13 protein-coding genes are annotated in these 16,672 nt (G+C 72.4%); 8 read left to right on the top strand and 5 right to left on the bottom strand.

Features of this window, described 5'->3' with window-relative positions; all coding sequences use genetic code 11:
• The first annotated feature begins 52 nt into the window (after positions 1-52).
• Positions 53-559, top strand: coding sequence for an RDD family protein (locus ABZ860_RS16010; RefSeq protein WP_357220449.1), 507 nt, complete (start codon positions 53-55; stop codon positions 557-559).
• Between the two features lie 113 nt (positions 560-672).
• The gene (locus ABZ860_RS16005) at positions 673-2,190 is read left to right on the top strand and encodes a M1 family metallopeptidase (RefSeq protein WP_357220447.1); all 1,518 of its coding nucleotides are present in this window, start codon (positions 673-675) and stop codon (positions 2,188-2,190) included.
• Between the two features lie 55 nt (positions 2,191-2,245).
• On the opposite strand, the gene ilvA is transcribed toward ABZ860_RS16005, so the two are convergent.
• The 3 genes from ilvA to ABZ860_RS15990 are packed head-to-tail and all read right to left on the bottom strand — an operon-like array spanning position 2,246 to position 5,689.
• Entirely contained in the window at positions 2,246-3,460 is a 1,215-nt protein-coding gene (gene ilvA, locus ABZ860_RS16000; protein WP_357220446.1) for a threonine ammonia-lyase, read from the bottom strand.
• 37 nt (positions 3,461-3,497) lie between these two features.
• The gene (locus ABZ860_RS15995) at positions 3,498-4,466 is read right to left on the bottom strand and encodes an ROK family protein (protein WP_357220445.1); all 969 of its coding nucleotides are present in this window, start codon (positions 4,464-4,466) and stop codon (positions 3,498-3,500) included.
• Positions 4,463-5,689 carry an FIST N-terminal domain-containing protein gene (locus ABZ860_RS15990; protein ID WP_357220443.1) on the bottom strand — a complete coding sequence of 409 codons (1,227 nt, stop codon included), beginning with the start codon at positions 5,687-5,689 and terminating at the stop codon, positions 4,463-4,465. The genes ABZ860_RS15995 and ABZ860_RS15990 overlap by 4 nt, the downstream gene beginning before the upstream one ends.
• 161 nt (positions 5,690-5,850) lie before the next feature.
• Here ABZ860_RS15990 and ABZ860_RS15985 point away from each other — a divergent pair, with 161 nt between their 5' ends.
• The 4 genes from ABZ860_RS15985 to ABZ860_RS15970 all read left to right on the top strand — a co-directional run bounded on the left by ABZ860_RS15985 (position 5,851) and on the right by ABZ860_RS15970 (position 11,431).
• A complete protein-coding gene (locus tag ABZ860_RS15985; protein ID WP_357220441.1) occupies positions 5,851-7,260 on the top strand; it encodes a sigma 54-interacting transcriptional regulator in 1,410 nt (469 codons plus the stop codon).
• Positions 7,257-9,200, top strand: coding sequence for a hypothetical protein (locus ABZ860_RS15980; RefSeq protein ID WP_357220439.1), 1,944 nt, complete (start codon positions 7,257-7,259; stop codon positions 9,198-9,200). Before ABZ860_RS15985 ends, ABZ860_RS15980 begins: the two co-directional genes overlap by 4 nt.
• Before the next feature lie 506 nt (positions 9,201-9,706).
• Positions 9,707-10,138 (top strand): hypothetical protein, encoded by a 432-nt coding sequence (locus ABZ860_RS15975; RefSeq protein ID WP_357220437.1) that lies wholly within the window; start codon positions 9,707-9,709, stop codon positions 10,136-10,138.
• Positions 10,139-10,210: 72 nt separating this feature from the next.
• Positions 10,211-11,431, top strand: a complete 1,221-nt coding sequence (locus ABZ860_RS15970; protein WP_357220435.1) for an MFS transporter — start codon at positions 10,211-10,213, stop codon at positions 11,429-11,431.
• 31 nt (positions 11,432-11,462) lie between these two features.
• Here the strand turns inward: ABZ860_RS15970 and ABZ860_RS15965 are convergent, their stop codons facing one another.
• Together ABZ860_RS15965 and ABZ860_RS15960 are read right to left on the bottom strand one after the other, a co-directional pair.
• Positions 11,463-12,602 (bottom strand): cystathionine gamma-synthase, encoded by a 1,140-nt coding sequence (locus ABZ860_RS15965; RefSeq protein ID WP_357220433.1) that lies wholly within the window; start codon positions 12,600-12,602, stop codon positions 11,463-11,465.
• A 115-nt stretch (positions 12,603-12,717) separates the two neighbouring features.
• Complete coding sequence (locus tag ABZ860_RS15960; RefSeq protein WP_357220431.1) at positions 12,718-14,088, bottom strand: cystathionine beta-synthase; 1,371 nt, start codon at positions 14,086-14,088, stop codon at positions 12,718-12,720.
• 120 nt (positions 14,089-14,208) lie between these two features.
• Here ABZ860_RS15960 and ABZ860_RS15955 point away from each other — a divergent pair, with 120 nt between their 5' ends.
• Both ABZ860_RS15955 and ABZ860_RS15950 read left to right on the top strand, forming a co-directional pair.
• Positions 14,209-15,183 carry an SGNH/GDSL hydrolase family protein gene (locus ABZ860_RS15955; RefSeq protein ID WP_357220429.1) on the top strand — a complete coding sequence of 325 codons (975 nt, stop codon included), beginning with the start codon at positions 14,209-14,211 and terminating at the stop codon, positions 15,181-15,183.
• 47 nt (positions 15,184-15,230) lie between these two features.
• Positions 15,231-16,598 carry a PQQ-binding-like beta-propeller repeat protein gene (locus ABZ860_RS15950; RefSeq protein ID WP_357220427.1) on the top strand — a complete coding sequence of 456 codons (1,368 nt, stop codon included), beginning with the start codon at positions 15,231-15,233 and terminating at the stop codon, positions 16,596-16,598.
• Positions 16,599-16,672 lie beyond the last annotated feature (74 nt).

Genomic DNA, 16,672 nt, shown 5'->3' with positions numbered 1-16,672 from the left:
CCTTTGCGTGCGCCCGGCTTTGACCGAAGGGCGGCGGGGTGACCATTCAGCCATGGGAACACCGCCGCCTCCGGGAAGCCCGTACGAGGAACCGAGGATTCCCTGGACGCCCCCGCCCTTCGGGCAGACGTCGCCGCGGCTCGCCGGCCGCTGGCGCCGCCTGTTCGCCGGGATCCTGGACGTCGTGCTCGTCGGGCTCGTCACCTCACCGCTCACCTGGGACAACTGGAGGGTCGCGTACGACAGCGCGCAGGGGGCGGTGGCACGGATCCCGGTCGGCAACGGCCTTCTCGCCGGGGTGATCGGGTTCCTCTACTACTGGCTGCTCCAGTCGTTCTGGAACGGCCAGACGGTGGGCAAGAGACTGTTCGGCATGCGCGTCGTGCGGGAGACCGGGGAGGCGGCCGGTCCCGGGCCGATCGCGGTGCGGCAGGCGGTGGAGATCGTGCTGGGCTCGCTGTGCTGCCTCGGGCTGGTGAACCTCGCGTGGATCCTGTTCGACCGCAGGAAGCAGGCCCTGCACGACAAGGCGGCCAGGACGCTCGTCGTGGACGCCTGACAACCGCGCGTCCGCGTACCCCTCGCGAGCCGGGAACGACCCCTGCGAGCAGGGAAAACGTCCGGAGTCACTACCCGGACCACACCACGGCCTCGCGTAGAGTTGCCAGACATATGTCCACGCATCGTCTTCCTCCGTTCCCAGCGCCGGCCACCACGCCGACCACCACGCCGACCGGCGTGCGGGCCGGCCGGTCGCTCTCCGCCCTGATCTGTGCCGTGGCCGTGGGGGCCACGACGGCCTGCGCGCCGTCCGAGGGCGCGGTCGCGCCGTCCCCGGCGGCGGCGGTCGCCCCGGCATCGCCGGGTGCGGGCGCGTCGAGGGGCACCGTCGGCGCCCCGGGGATCGGCGACCCCGACTTCCCCGCTGACGGCAACGGCGGCTACGACGTCGAGCACTACGACCTGCGCCTGTCGTACGACCCGGCGTCCAGGAAGCTCGCGGGCAGCGCCACGATCGAGGCGAAGGCCGCGCAGGACCTGACGTCGTTCGACCTGGACCTGCACGGGCTCACGGTGAGCCGGGTGACGGTGGACGGCGGGGCGGCCTCGTTCAGCCGCAGCAAGGACGAGCTCGTGGTCGAGCCGGGCAAGCGGATCTCGAACGGCGACCGGTTCGCGGTCACGGTCGACTACTCGGGCGTGCCCCAGCCGATGCGCGACTCCGCCAACCTCGGCGAGTACGGCTTCATCGCCACCGCGGACGGGGCGTTCGTCACGTGTGAGCCGAACGGCGCGAAGACCTGGTTCCCGTCGAACGACCACCCCTCAGACAAGGCGACCTACGACTTTCAGATCACCGTTCCCGCGGGGCTGACCGCGATCGCCAACGGCGAGATGGCGGGGACGCCGCAGACCAGCGTGGGCAAGACGACCTTCGTGTGGCGGGAGAAGCACCCGATGGCGAGCTACCTCGCCACGATGACGACCGGGAAGTTCCGGGTCCGCACCGGCACGAGCGCCAAGGGCCTGCCGATCTACGTCGCCGTCGCCGACTCCTTCCGCGGCTCGCTCGACCAGCTCCTCACGCGGACGGGTGAGATCACCGACTACTGGTCGACGGTGTTCGGGCCGTACCCCTTCTCCTCCACCGGTGGCGTGATCGACGACTACGCGGCCGGGTACGCGCTGGAGAACCAGACCAAGCCCATCTACGGCGGCTTCTCCCCCGAGCCCGCGATCATCGCGCACGAGCTCGCGCACCAGTGGTTCGGCGACAGCCTGAGCATCGGGCGCTGGCGGGACCTGTGGCTGAACGAGGGCTTCGCGACGTACGCCGAATGGCTGTGGGCGGAGCACACCGGCCAGTACACGGCCGATTCGGCCTTCAAGCGCTTCTACGCGAACGCGGCGGACTCGATCTGGGCCTACCCGCCCGGCGCGGCCCGCTCCGACGACCTGTTCTCCGCGGCCGTCTACAACCGCGGCGCGATGACGCTGCACGCCCTGCGCCGGGAGATCGGCGACGACAAGTTCTTCCCGCTGATCAGGGCGTGGACCGACGCCCACAGGTACGGCAACGTCACGACCCAGGAGTTCATCGCGCTGGCCGAGCGCGTCTCGGGCAAGAACCTCAAGGGGCTGTTCGACGCCTGGCTGTTCCAGCCGAGGCGGCCCGCCCCGATCACGTGACCGTCGACACCAGGGGACGACCCCTGGACCCCCGCAAGGGCCGGGTCAGGGGAAACTAGGAGAACAGCAGCTTGTAGCCGTCCCGCCGCAGCGCGCTCAGCACCTCGTCGCAGTGCGCGGGGCCGCGGGTCTCCAGCTGCAGCAGGACCTCGGCCTCCTCCAGGTGCAGCCGGGAGCCGAACCGCTCGTGCACCACGTCGAGCACGTTGGCGCCGAGGTCGGCCAGCCGCGCCAGCAGCGCGGCCAGCGCCCCGGGACGGTCGGTCAGCCGGATGCGGAAGGCGAGATAGCGGCCCGCCGCCGCCAGGCCGTGCCGCAGCACCCTGGCCAGCAGCAGCGGGTCGATGTTGCCGCCCGACAGCACGACGACCACCGGCGGCTCGAACGCGTGCGGCTGGTCGAGCAGCGCCGCGACCCCCGCCACCCCGGCCGGCTCCACCAGCAGCTTCGAGCGTTCGAGGCACAGCAGCAGGGCCCGCGACAGCGACTCCTCCGAGACCGTCACGACGCTGTCCACCAGATAGTGGATCAGCTCGAACGGCAGGTCTCCCGGCCGCCCGACCGCGATGCCGTCCGCCATCGTCGACGTTGGCTCGACCATGACAGGCCGGCCCGCGGCCAGCGAGTCGGGGTAGGCCGCGGCCCGCTCGGCCTGCACACCCACCACCTTGATCCCCGGGCGCTGGGACTTCACGGCGAGCGCGACCCCCGCCGCGAGACCGCCGCCGCCGATGGGCAGCACGATCGTGGCCGTGCCGGGAAGCTGCTCGAGGATCTCCAGGCCGACCGTGCCCTGCCCGGCGATCACGTCGGGGTGGTCGAACGGGTGGATGAACACCGCTCCGGTCCTGTCGGCGTGCTCCCTGGCCGCCCGCAGGGCCTCGTCGACGGTGTGCCCCGCGAAGACCACGTCGGCTCCGTACGCCCGGGTGGCCTCCACTTTCGGCAGCGGCGCGCCCTCGGGCATGTAGACGGTCGACTTGGCCCCGACCAGCGACGAGCCCAGCGCCACGCCCTGCGCGTGGTTGCCGGCGCTGGCCGCCACCACGCCCCTGGCCCGCTCCTCCTCGGTCAGCCGCGCGATCCGCACGTACGCCCCGCGGACCTTGAACGACCCGGCCCGCTGGAGGTTCTCGCATTTGAGGTGCACCGAGCCGCCGACGATCTCCGACAGCACCCGTGAGTGCAGGACGGGCGTCAGTGCCGCCACTTCCGACAGCGACTCGCGCGCGGCGACGACGTCCTCGTACGTCACCTGTGGGACAGCCATGTGCCAATCATCACAGGTTCCGGGGAGCGACACGCCTTCAGATGCCGGGCGACCAGTAACTGTCCCCGGCGATCACGAGGGCGGCGGCGCCGACGAGCCCGGCGTCCTGGCCAAGGGCGGCGGGCACGACCCGCACCCGCCCGGCGAACCCCATCCGCGTGTGCTCCCGCAATGCCTTCTCCAGGGGCCCGAACAGCAGGTCGCCCGCCTGGCTGAGCCCGCCGCCGACCGTCACGAGGTCGAGGTCGCACAGGTTGACGGCCGAGGCGATCGCGATGCCCAGGGCGCGCCCGGCCCGGGCCATCGCGGCCAGCGCGACCGGGTCGCCCGCCGCGGCGTCGGCGGCCAGCCTGCGCGCGGTGGCCGTCCCCTCCTCCCGGTAGAGGTCTCCTTCGGTGGCGGCGTCGCCCGGAGACCAGCCCTGAGCGAGTGCCCAGGCGGCGAGGCCCGGGCCGCGGGCGATCGCCTCCAGGCAGCCGTTGCCGCCGCAGCCGCACGGCGGGCCCTCGGGGTCGACCACGACGTGGCCGATGTGACCCGCGTTGCCCGTTCCGCCGTCGATGAGCCTGCCGCCGAGGATCAGCCCGCCGCCGACCCCGGTCGACACGACCATCCCCAGCATGGCCGCGCTCCCCTGCCCGGCGCCGCGCCAGTGCTCGGCGGCGGCCAGGCAGATCGCGTCGTTGTGGATGCGGACCGGGACGCCGGGAAAGCGCGCGGCGAGCCTCCCGCGCAGCGGGAAGCCGCGCCAGCCGCCCATGTTGAGCGGCGAGACCTCCCCCTCCGGCCAGGTCATCGGGCCGCCGCAGCCGATGCCCACGCCTGCGAGGGCGGCGGGCACGTCCAGCCGGTCGAGCAGGGCGGTCAGCGTCCGCCACAGCGTCTCGGCGTCGGCGCCCTGCGGGGTGGCGACCCGCTCGGCGGCCGCGACCTGCCCGTCCGGCTTCACCAGGCCTGCCGCGAACTTCGTGCCGCCGATGTCGACGGCCAAAGTGAGGTCGCTCACGCGCCGGCTCCCGTGCCGGTGGACAGTCCCGTGCCACTGGAGAAGCCCGTGCCGCTGGAGAAGACGAGCAGCGACGCGGTGAAGCCGTGGACGTGGTTGTGCCCGCTGACCGGCCCGACCTCGCCCGCGGCGAAGAACCCCGCCACCCCGATCGGCCCCAGCGTCTCGCGTACGGCGAGCGGGTCGTGGTCGGCCGAGCCGAACATGCCCGAGCCCCGGCCGTTGCAGGAGAACAGCAGGGCCCCCTCGACCTGGCCGGAGTGCTGGTGCAGGTGGGCGTCGAGCAGTTCGTAGAGGTCCTCGTCCGCGGCCTCGGCGTCCCTGACCTGGAACCGCACCGTCCTGCCGATCTCGATCACATCGCCGACGGCCACCGCCTCGCGTTCGGGATCGATGCCGATCACGCCGCGGATCAGGAAGTCGCCGCGCTCGTGGCGCTCGGCGTACTCGTCCATGGCGATGCCGATCTGTAAGCCGGCGGCCACCAGGTCGCGGTCCTCCTCGTCGAGGGCGCTGACGATGTCCTCCAGCCGGGCCAGTGCGGGCTGGCCGGCGAGCTCCAGCAGCACGTTGTCCTCGGCCCGGGTGACGACCATGGACGGCCCGATCGGCCGGCAGCCCTGGCTGACGACCGTGCCGATGTTCACCTCGCCACCGATGATTACTCCGATCGCGCCGGAGTCGTGGACCTCGCCGTTCGCGAACAGCCGCACGGAACCACGGCCCTGGAGCCCGTTGGCCAGGCCGCCGACGATCGGCAGGCTGCCCAGCACCTCGTGCGAGTGCTCGATGAACGCGTCGGTGGGAAAGCTGTAGGGGTCTGCCAGCAGGATCGCCGCCCGGTCGTCGGGGACGCGCTCGGGCAGCCCCACGACCACGAACCTGTCCTCCGTCCTGAGCGTCTCCAGGGCGAAGGTGTCGATCCTGGCACCGCCGAGGGAGGCCGCCCACGCGCTCACGGCCGGAGTCAGCTCCACGCCCTGGCCGTGCCCGATGACGCCGGTCGCGCTGCAGCCGATCACGTCGGCGCCGGAGGCGACCGACATCGCCCGCCGGCCCGCCATGGCCACATCGTCGGGGTCGTCCCCGCAGACGAAGAAGCACACCAGGTCTGGCGGACCCGACAGGCCGGCCAACGCCTGGCGCACGGCCGTCTCGGCCGCTTCCACCAGGTTGGCGCCCACGGCGAGACCGTCGGCGAAGCGGCTCGTCAATACCGCCATGTCTCGCCCTCTCTTCCTCCGCGACTGTTTCCTTGGGCCGATTCTCCCCACTGAACGGAGGTCAACGCGCGGGCCGCCCGGCCAATTGGGTCGTGTCCCCTGAGCCGTATCCCCCGAAACTCGGCTGCCGGATCGTCTGACGGGGACGTAGGCTCGACTCCGTGCACAAATCGCCCACGCCTGCCCCCAGCACTCTGCGTGAACTGCGCGAGAGTGGACACCGATACCGCACGGTCAAGGCCGAGATCAGGGAGAACCTCCTGGCCCGGCTGCGGGCCGGCGAGAACCGGTTCCCCGGCATCGTCGGATTCGACGACACCGTCCTGCCCCATCTGGAGAGGGCGCTGATCGCCGGTCACGACCTCGTGCTCCTCGGCGAGCGCGGCCAGGGCAAGACCCGCCTGATCCGCACCATCACCGGCCTGCTCGACGAGTGGTCGCCCGTGGTCAAGGGCTGCGAGATCAACGACCACCCGTACGCGCCGGTCTGCGTCCGGTGCCGGCGGCTGGCCGCCGCCCACGGCGACGACCTGCCGGTCGCGTGGAAGCACCGCGAGGACCGGTACGGCGAGAAGCTGGCCACTCCGGACACCTCTGTCGGCGACCTGATCGGCGACGTCGACCCCATCAAGATCGCCGAGGGCCGCACGCTCGGCGACCCCGAGACGGTGCACTACGGCCTGGTCCCCCGGACCAACCGGGGCGTCTTCTCCGTCAACGAGCTGCCCGACCTGGCCGAGCGCATCCAGGTGGCGCTGCTCAACGTGCTCGAGGAGCGCGACATCCAGGTCCGCGGCTACAACCTGCGCCTCCCCCTCGACATCCTGCTGATCGCCAGCGCGAACCCCGAGGACTACACCAACCGCGGCCGGATCATCACCCCGCTGAAGGACCGCTTCGGCGCGGAGATCCGCACGCACTACCCCCGCACGATCGAGGACGAGCTGGTCCTGATCCGCCAGGAGGCCGACCTCGGCGCCCTCGGCGCGGACCTGCCCGACCACCTGGTGGAGGTGATCGCCCGGTTCACCCGGTTGGTCCGTGAGTCCACCGCCGTCGACTCCCGCTCGGGCGTGTCGGCCCGCTTCTCGATCGCCGCCGCCGAGACCGCCGCCGCCTCCGCCGTACGGCGGGCCGCACTGACCGGGGAGGAACGGCCCGTCACGCGGGTGTGCGACCTGCCCGGTGTGGTCCACACGCTGCGCGGCAAGGTCGAGTTCGAGGTCAGCGAGGAGGGGCGGGAGATCGACGTGCTCGCCCACCTGCTGCGCCGCGCGACGGCCGAGACCTTCCGCGGCTCGCTCGGCGGCGCCGACCTCGCGCCGCTGCTCGACAGGTTCGGCGAGGGCGCGCAGGTCGAGTCGGGCGAGCTGGTGCCGGCCCACGAGCTGCTGCGCAGGATCGGCCGCGTCGAGGGCCTGTCGAAGATCATGACGCGGCTCGGCATGGGCGAGGGCGACGAGTCGCCCGGCCACGCCGCCGCGGCCCTGGAGTTCACGCTGGAGGGGCTCTACCTGATGCGCAGGCTGTCCAAGGACGAGACCGACGGCGCGACGGTGTACCGCACGTGAGCTACTTCTACCGGGAGTACCACGACGGGCCGGATCCGCTGGCTCCGCCCTACGACGTGCGTTCGGCGCTGGACGACATGGGCGACGCCATCCTGTCCGGCTCGACACCGCTCGACGCGCTGCGCGACCTGCTGCGGCGCGGGCTCCCCGGCGCTCCCGACCGCCGCGGCCTGGACGACCTGCTCCGCCAGGTGCGGCGGCGCCGCCGCGAACTGCGGGACAACACCCGGCTCGACGGCACGCTGGAGCGCGTGCGCGCCCTGCTCGACACGGCGATCGGCCAGGAGCGGGCCGAGCTGTTCCCTGATCCTTCCGACGACGCCCGGTTCCGGGAGGCGGCGCTCGACGCGCTGCCCTCGGACACCGCGCGGGCGGTCCAGGAGCTGGCCGACTACGACTGGCGCTCGGCCGCCGCTCGGCAGACGTTCGAGGAGCTGCGCGACCTGCTGCGCCGGGAGGTCCTCGACAGCCAGTTCCGCGGCATGCGCGACGCGCTGGCCAACCCCGACCCGGCCGCCATGGAGCGGGTCCGGCAGATGATGTCGGACCTCAACGACATGCTGGACCGGGACGCCCGGGGTGAGCACACCCAGGATGACTTCGACCAGTTCATGCAGAAATACGGGGACATGTTCCCCGAGAATCCGCGGAACCTCGACGAGCTGGTCGACCAGCTCGCCCGCCGCGCCGCCGCCGCGCAGCGGCTGCTCGCCTCGCTCACCCCGGAGCAGCGCGAGGAGCTGGCGGGGTTGATCGACCACACGCTGGAGCAGGCGGGCCTGGCCGAGCAGATGCGCCGGCTCGGCGACTCCCTCTACGCCCGCCGTCCCGACCTCGCCTGGGGTTCCCCCGAACGGGTGTCCGGCGAGCAGCCGATGGGCATGGGCGACGCCGTGACGGCCCTGCAGGAGCTGGCCGACCTCGGCGATCTGGAGACCGCGCTGCGCCAGGACTACCCCGGCGCCCGGCTCGACGACATCGACGAGGCCGCCATCAGGCGGGCGCTCGGCCGCTCTGCCGTGGACGACCTGGAGGCCCTGCGACAGGTCGAGCGCGAGCTGGAGGCCCAGGGCTACCTGCGGCGCAACCGGGGCAAGCTGGAGCTCACCCCCAAGGCCGTACGCCGGCTCGGGGAGACCGCCCTGCGCCGGGTCTTCGCCTCCCTCGACTCGGGCCGCCGCGGCGACCACGACCAGCGCGACGCGGGCACGGCCGGGGAGCCGACCGGATCGACCCGTCCGTGGCGCTTCGGCGACGAGCAGCCCATCGACGTCGTGCGCACGGTCGTCAACGGCGTACGGCGGGGCGGCGGCGCGCCGGTGAGCCTGTCGGTGGACGACTTCGAGGTCGTGGAGACCGAGCGGCGGTCGGCGGCGGCCGTGTGCCTGCTGGTCGACCTGTCCTACTCGATGGCCCTGCGCGGCACCTGGGCGGCGGCCAAGCAGACCGCGCTCGCCCTTCAGGCGCTGGTGGCCTCGAAGTTCCCGCAGGACGCGGTGCAGATCATCGGGTTCTCGAACTACGCGCGGGTGCTGCGGCCCGACGAGCTGGCCGGGCTCGAATGGGACATGGTCCAGGGCACCAACCTGCACCACGCCCTGCTGATCGCGGGCCGTCACCTCGACCGGCACCCGGACTTCGAGCCGGTGGTCCTGGTGGTGACCGACGGCGAGCCGACGGCGCACCTGATGCGCAACGGCGTGCCGCGCTTCGAGTGGCCGCCGTCGCAGGAGACGCTGACGCTGACGCTCGCCGAGGTCGACAAGATGACGCGGCGGCGCGCGACGATCAACGTCTTCATGCTGGCCGCCGACGACCGGCTGCGCGAGTTCGTGGACGAGGTCGCCCGGCGCAACGGCGGCCGAGTCTTCTCCGCCAGCGCCGACCGCCTCGGCGAGTACGTCGTCAGCGACTTCCTGCGCGCCCGCCGCAGCCGCTGACGAGGGCCGGGCCCCGCGCCGCCCGTGGTCGCGGCCCTTCGTCGCCCCGTATCGGCTCGTCCCATGCGGCAAAGCGGTTCGTCGCGCGCCAATCGGGCAAAGCTAAGCACATCGGCGTGATTCGGGGGCGCGTTCCGAAGCGACGGATGGAGACCTGACGAGCTCCGGACGGCGGGCGCGAGCGAGAGACGGGCGGCCGTAGTCCGGGAGATCGACACCGGGAAATCGATAATCGATTGCCGACCGGGTTGCAATCGGCGGACGATAGACAGGCATCCCCTGTTCGCGCTGGTCGTTCCACGTGCCGGTGGAAGGAGCGCTCTCATGTTCGCAGCGGTCGGCCTCGTCGTTCTCATGATCTTCACCGGAGTGCTGTACGAGATGGCGGTCCACAACCGCCCCCGTCGCCGGAAGTAGTTCCCGGACGCCCCGGGCGTGCCGACGCGCCCACGACGGGGGCGTCCGGGCGACTGCGGGCCGATCGGCCCAGGCGATAGCCTCTGCCCATGTCGCCTCTCGACCATTTCCTGCTGTGGCTGCACATAGGGTTCGCGATCTTCGCGCTCGGTCCGCTCACGGCGGTCACGAGCGTCACACCGCGCTACATCCGGGCCCGGGACGTCGCGGTGCTGCGGTATCTGCACCGCGCGACCCGGCTGTTCGGCCTGCTCACGATCGGGGTCTTCCTGTTCGGCCTGGTGCTGGGCCGCAGCGCGCTCGGCGCGCCCTACCTGTCGGTGTCGATGACGCTGTTCGTCGTGGCGGCCGTCCTGCTGGTGATCGTCGAGCGTGACCAGCGTACGGCCATCGCGGCGCTGTCCAGCGAGTCGACCGAGGACGACGCCAAGGTGCAGACCGGCCGGATCGCCGCGCTGGCCGGCATCAGCGCCCTGATCTGGCTCGTCATCCTGTTCCTGATGGTCTTCTTCAACCCCTGAGAGATAGATTCCCGCTTTCCCCTGAATGTCCGGTAGAACGTCTTTGGCCGGAAACGGGGGAAAGAGGAGCGAGTGCACCTTACGACGCAACGCCGGGCGGCGTGGGCGCTGGTCGCCCTCGCCGTCGGTGCCTTCACCTACGTCACCGCCGAGGTCCTCCCCATCGGGCTGCTCACGGTCATGGCGGCCGACCTGGACCGGTCGCCCTCCGAGACGGGCCTGCTGGTCACGGGGTACGCCGCGGTCGTGGTGCTGGCGTCGCTGCCGCTCACCCGGCTGACCCAGCGGGTGCCGCGGCGCAGGTTGCTCACCGCCACGCTCGGCGTGTTCGTCGCGGGGATGCTGCTGACCGCCGTGGCGCCGAACTATCCGACGCTGCTGGCCGCCCGGCTGCTGGTCGCGGCCACCCAGGCGCTGTTCTGGTCGGTCGCGACCCCGGCCGCGGCGGCGATGTTCCCCCCGGAGATCCGGGGACGCGCGATCGCCCGGATGTCGATCGGCAGCTCCCTCGGGCCCGTCCTCGGCGTGCCGGCGGGCACCTGGCTCGGGCAGCAGGTCGGCTGGCGGGCCGCGTTCGCCCTGGCCGCCGCCGTCGGCCTGGTCACGTGCGTCACCGTGGCGACGCTGATGCCCGGCCGCCGGCAGGCGGGCGCAGGCTCCGACGGCCACGAGCCCGGCCGCGGCGCGACTCCGGACGCCCGCCGCTACGCGCTGCTCATCGTCTCCACGGTCATCGGTGTGGGCGGCTACCTCACCGCCTACACCTACATCACGCCGTTCCTGCTGGACTTCGGCGGTTTCGCCCCGGCCGCGCTCAGCCCGCTGCTCCTCGCGGCGGGGATCTCCGGTGTCGCGGGGACGATCGTGGTCGGCCGGCTGCTCGACAGCCGGCCGAGGACGGCCCTCGTCGGGCCGCTGGCCCTCATCACGTGCGCGCTGCTCGCCCTCTACTTCTTCGGCGCCCTGCACCCGGTGGCGGTGGTGGCCCTCTGCGTGACGGGCATGTCGTTCAGCGCGCTGGCGGCGGCCATCGCGAGCCGCGCGCTGCAGGTGGCCCCGGGCAGCACCGACATCGCCTCGGCCGGCAGCGGCTCGGCCTTCAACATCGGCATCGCGGGCGGGTCGCTGCTCGGCGGCGCGCTCATCGACCACTCGGGCGTCCGCAGCGTGACCGTGGCGGGCGCCGTCCTGACCGCCGCGGCACTCGCCGCCCTGCTGTGCGAACGGTGGGTCGCCCCCGCCCGCGTCTCCGCGCCGGGGCGTACGGCCCCGGCGCGGAGCGGCCACTACTAGAGAGCAGCGCGGAGCGGGCATTAGACAGTCGTCAGCCGAGCGCCTCGGAGAGGTCGGCGAGCAGGTCGTCGACGGTCTCGATGCCGACCGACAGACGGACCAGGTCGGCGGGGACCTCCAGCGGCGACCCGGCGGCCGACGCGTGGGTCATCCGGCCGGGGTGCTCGATCAGCGACTCGACGCCGCCGAGCGACTCCCCGAGCGTGAACAGCTTGGCGCGGTTGCAGATCTCGACGGCCGCCTCCTCGCCGCCCTCGACGCGGAACGACACCATCCCGCCGAAGCGCCGCATCTGCTTGGCCGCGACCTCGTGGCCGGGGTGCTCGGGCAGGCCCGGGTAGAGGACCTGGACGACCTTCGGGTGCGACAGCAGCAGGTCGACCACCCGCTCGGCGTTGTCGCAGTGCCGGTCCATGCGCACGCCCAGCGTCTTGAGGCCGCGCAGCGTGAGCCAGGAGTCGAACGGCCCGGCCACCGCGCCCATCGCGTTCTGGTGGTAGGCCAGCCGCTCGCCGAGGTCCGCCGACCGCGTCACCAGCGCCCCGCCGACCACGTCGGAGTGGCCGCCGACGTACTTGGTCGTCGAGTGGACCACCACGTCCGCGCCCAGGCTGAGCGGCTGCTGCAGGTAGGGCGAGGCGAAGGTGTTGTCCACCACGAGCACCGCGCCCCCGTCGTGGGCGACGTCCGCCAGCGCGGCGATGTCCGCCACGTTCAGCAGCGGGTTCGTGGGCGTCTCCACCCAGACGGCCTTCGTTTCCGGCCGTACGGCGGCGCGCACCGCGTCCAGGTCGCCGAGCGGCACCGGGTCGAAGGAGACCCCCCACTCCTGGAGCACCCGGGAGAACAACCGGTAGGTGCCGCCGTACGCGTCGTCGGGGATCACCACGTGGTCGCCGGGCTTGCAGACGGTCCGCAGCAGCGTGTCCTCGGCGGCGAGACCCGACGCGAAGGCCAGCCCGCGCACGCCCCCCTCGACGGCGGCCAGCGCCTCCTCGAGGGCGGTCCTGGTCGGGTTGGCCGACCGGCTGTACTCGTAACCCGCCCGCAGGCCGCCCACGCCGTCCTGCTTGTAGGTGGACACGGCGTATATGGGTGGAACGACGGCGCCCGTGTGCGGGTCCGCCTCCTGGCCCGCGTGGATGGCCAGCGTCTCGAAACCTTGGTTCATGGGGTCGAGCGTAGCCGCCCGGCTCGCCTGGTCCCGGCGGGCGCATCGGCCGTCGACCCAGTGGCCGGCCCAGTCGTCGGCTCAGTCGGTCGGCTCAGTGGCCGGCCAGTGGAGCTCAGTGGTTGGCGAGGAAGGCCAGCAGGTCCTGGCGGGTGACCATGCCCACCGGCTTGCCGTCGTCGAGGACCACGGCGGCGTCGTCCTTCTCCAGCGCCTCGACCGCCCGGGCCACCGGCTCACCGGACCCGATCATGGGCAGCGGCGCGGACATGTGGCCGCCGATCTCGTCCTCGGACCGCACCCGGCCGCGGTAGAGGCCCTCCAGCAGGTCGCGCTCCACGATCGAGCCGATCACCTCGGCCGCCATGACCGGCGGCTCCTCCTTCATGACCGGCAGCTGGGAGACGTTGTACTCCCGCATGATCGAGATCGCGGTGCCGACGGACTCGTGCGGGTGGACGTGGACGAACTCGGGCAGCCCCGGCGTCTTGCGCCCCAGCACGTCGCCGACCAGGCCCTCCTCGCTCGACGTGGTGAGGAAGCCGTAGTCGGCCATCCACTCGTCGTTGAAGATCTTCGACAGGTAGCCGCGGCCGCCGTCCGGCAGCAGCACCACCACGACGTCGTCCGGCCCGGCGGCCTGCGCCACCCGTACGGCCGCCACCACCGCCATGCCGCACGAACCGCCGACGAGCAGCGCCTCCTCGCGGGCGAGCCTGCGGGTCATGCCGAAGGAGTCCTTGTCGGAGACAGCGATGATCTCGTCGCAGATCGTGGTGTCGTACGTCGCGGGCCAGATGTCCTCGCCCACGCCCTCCACGAGGTAGGGACGGCCGGTGCCGCCGGAGTAGACGGAACCGACGGGGTCGGCGCCGATGACCTTCACCCGGCCGCCGGAGACCTCCTTGAGGTACTTGCCGGTGCCGCTGATCGTCCCGCCGGTGCCGATGCCGGCGACGAAGTGCGTGATCCTGCCCTCGGTCTGCTCCCAGATCTCCGGGCCGGTGGAGTGGTAGTGGCTCGCCGGGTTCTCGGGGTTGGAGTACTGGTCGGGCTTCCAGGCGTTCGGGATCTCGCGGGCCAGCCGGTCCGACACCGAGTAGTACGAGTCGGGGTGGTCGGGCGAGACGGCGGTCGGGCAGACGACGACCTCCGCGCCGTACGCCCGGAGCACGTTGATCTTGTCCTGGGCGACCTTGTCGGGGCAGACGAACAGGCAGCGGTAGCCCTTCTCCTGCGCCACGATGGCCAGGCCCACTCCGGTGTTGCCCGAGGTCGGCTCGACGATCGTGCCGCCGGGCTTGAGCTCGCCGCTCCGCTCGGCCGCCTCGATCATCCGCACCGCGATGCGGTCCTTCACCGAGCCGCCGGGGTTGAAGTACTCCACCTTGGCCAGGACCTGGGCGGGCGCGCCCGCCGTGACCTTGCGCAGCCGGACGAGCGGGGTGTTGCCCATCAGCTCCACCAGCGAGTCGTGTACGCGCACCGGGATGACCACCTTGTTTGCCGAAGCTTGTCAGCCTGCCGTCAGCCGGGATTCCGATAGGGGTGGCCGGAACTCGGCTAGTTTCTTCTTCAAACCGTACCGTGAGCGTGAGGAGGGCGGGTGATCTGGACGTCCGGCGCGGTGCGCGCCGCGCGGCGCATCGCCACCGCCGCCGCCCTGGGCGGAGGCGGGCTCACGGTCCTCGGAGCGGTCACCTACGGCCTGCTGATGGCCGAGGCCATGGTGGCCAGGCGCATCGTCGGGCAGCCGCACGGCCTCGACGGCCCGCAGGCCGACGGCGTGTACGGCGCGTTTCCCGGGGAGCCGATCCGCATGGCCGTCCTCGGCGACTCGACCTCCGTCGGCCTCGGCATGACCCGCCCCGAGGACACCCCCGCCGTCCGCGTCGCGTACGGGCTCGCGGCCGTGGCCGAGCGCCCGGTGCGCCTCACCGTGGTCGGCCAGTCGGGCGCGGCGTCGGTGGACCTCGGCGTCCAGGTGGACCGCGCGCTGGAGGCCCGGCCGGAGATCGCGATCGTCTTCGTGGGGGCCAACGACGTAACCACGGCCACCCTGCCGGCCCGGGCCGTACGGCACCTGCAGAAGGCGGTGCGCCGGCTGCGCGAGGCCGGTGCGGAGGTGGTCGTGGGCACCTGCCCCGACCTCGGCACCGTACGCCCGATCGCGCAGCCGCTCCGATGGGTCACCCGGCGCTGGTCGCGGCAGCTCGCCGCGGCCCAGACGGTCGCCGTCATCGAGGCGGGCGGGCGCACCGTGGCGTTCGCCGACCTGCTCGGACCCGAATTCGACGCGAACCCGGCCGAGATGTTCGGACCTGATCGTTTTCATCCATCTGCCCGAGGTTACCTACAAGCCGCGTACGCAGTGCTACCGTCTGTATGCGCCGCGTTGGGGTTGTGGCCCGAGCCGGAACCCGTGCGCGTCGAAGGATCGCAATACCTCTTGGCCGCAATGGCCGTGGAGGAACCCGGCACCGAGGTCACCGCGACCCGTGTCGCCGGCCGGGCATTCGGCCCCCACGGACGGTGGGCGGCGCTGCTCCGCCGGAGACCCGGGCCGCTTCCGAACGCCTAGAGCCGGTCACCTCCTGCGGCCGGGCCATCACCCCCTGTAGGAGCGAAATGATCCGGCCCCAGCTGAACCACGTGAAACCCGCTCTGGCGCTCGCCGCGACCGCCCTGCTGGCCGGAGGGGTCCTCACCGGCTGCTCCGGCGGCGACGAGGCCGCCAAGGACTACCCGGCCTGGCAGAACACGCAGGTCAACGCGGTCAGCCGGGCCACCACGGGAGGCGGCGTCGCGGCCGCCACCTCCATGCGGCCCGACGGCTCCCTGGAGACCGTCGCCCTCGACCTCGCCACCGGCCGCCGGCTGTGGGCGCATCCCGCGACGATGGCGGGCCGGCTCCCCGGCATGGGTGTGCAGGCTCCGGCGACGGTGGAGACCGGCGGCGGGCAGGCCGTGGTGGTCGCGCTCGACCCCGCCGCGGCCGGCCACAAGGGCGCCACATTGGTCGCGAGAGACGCCCGCACCGGGCAGCAGAAGTGGACCAGGCCCGTGCGGTCCACCTTCGGCCCGCAGCGCTGCGGGCCGTACGTCTGCGCCTCCGAGGACACGGCGCTCTCGTCCGCCCGCGTCGTGGTCCTCGACCCGCGCAACGGCGCCGTGAGGTGGCGCCTGGCCGGCATCGCGGAGGTCGAGTGGTCCGACGCGTCCAAGGTCGTCCTGCTCAGGCTCGCCTCCCACCCGGTGCTGGAGGCCCGCTCGCTCAAGGACGGCAAGACCGTCTGGCAGCTGCCGATCGAGCAGGCCCTCGGCCCCGATGTCGACCTGAGCGGGGGCTGGGCCTTCGGCGCGACGGGCGACAAGATCATCGGATACGTCGCCCCGTACACCAACCCGGAGACCAAGGAGACCTCGACGTTCGGCCTGTTCTCCGCGCGTCTCGCCGACGGCACCGTCGACTGGATGCGGCCGTCCGTCGTCCGTGTCTACCCCAGCGGCAACCCGGCGTACGCGCCGGTCGTCCGGCCGGTCGACGAGCAGGGCCAGTACGGCGGGTTCGCCCGGCTCGACGCCGAGACCGGACGGGTCCTGGGGCAGATCACGCCCACCCAGGTCCCCGGGTCGGGCTGGTGGCTGGCCTTCCCGCCCGAGATGAACAAGCTCGGCTTCCTCAAGCGCGACGCGCCCGGCTCGGTCTTCGACCTCAGCACCGGCGAGCCGACCCCGGTGAGCGGCGCGACCGGCTGGTCGTTCTGCGTGACCGACCCCAAGCCGCTGCCGCTGCGCGGCATGATCCCCGGGTTCTACTCGATCGCGGCGCTGTGCGAGTTCGACCTGGCCACGGGCAAGCGCAAGGACTCCTCCTCCGCGCCGCCCTCCTGGTTCACCGGCAGCCAGAACGGCTGGCGCCTGTGGCGCGACGAGAAGGGCGGCCTCCACGCCGTCAACGACGGCACCGCCACCACCCCCGGCATGTACGGATGAGCAGGGAGACGCCGAGCGAGCGGGAAACACTGTGCAGTAGTACAAAATTCTGGTGAGTGGGGCCCGGGGCGTGG

Source organism: Microbispora sp. NPDC046973, assembly GCF_040644495.1.
Lineage (GTDB): Bacteria > Actinomycetota > Actinomycetes > Streptosporangiales > Streptosporangiaceae > Microbispora.
Note: the sequence above shows the minus strand (reverse complement) of the source record. Positions and strands in the feature narration are given on the sequence as shown.

Excerpts from the sequence above, each read along its gene's own strand:
- ABZ860_RS16010 (WP_357220449.1), top strand. The coding sequence starts at position 53 with ATGGGAACACCGCCGCCTCCGGGAAGCCCGTACGAGGAACCGAGGATT.
- ABZ860_RS16005 (WP_357220447.1), top strand. The coding sequence starts at position 673 with ATGTCCACGCATCGTCTTCCTCCGTTCCCAGCGCCGGCCACCACGCCG.
- ilvA (WP_357220446.1), bottom strand. The coding sequence starts at position 3,460 with ATGGCTGTCCCACAGGTGACGTACGAGGACGTCGTCGCCGCGCGCGAG.
- ABZ860_RS15990 (WP_357220443.1), bottom strand. The coding sequence starts at position 5,689 with ATGGCGGTATTGACGAGCCGCTTCGCCGACGGTCTCGCCGTGGGCGCC.
- ABZ860_RS15975 (WP_357220437.1), top strand. The coding sequence starts at position 9,707 with ATGTCGCCTCTCGACCATTTCCTGCTGTGGCTGCACATAGGGTTCGCG.
- ABZ860_RS15965 (WP_357220433.1), bottom strand. The coding sequence starts at position 12,602 with ATGAACCAAGGTTTCGAGACGCTGGCCATCCACGCGGGCCAGGAGGCG.
- ABZ860_RS15950 (WP_357220427.1), top strand. The coding sequence starts at position 15,231 with ATGATCCGGCCCCAGCTGAACCACGTGAAACCCGCTCTGGCGCTCGCC.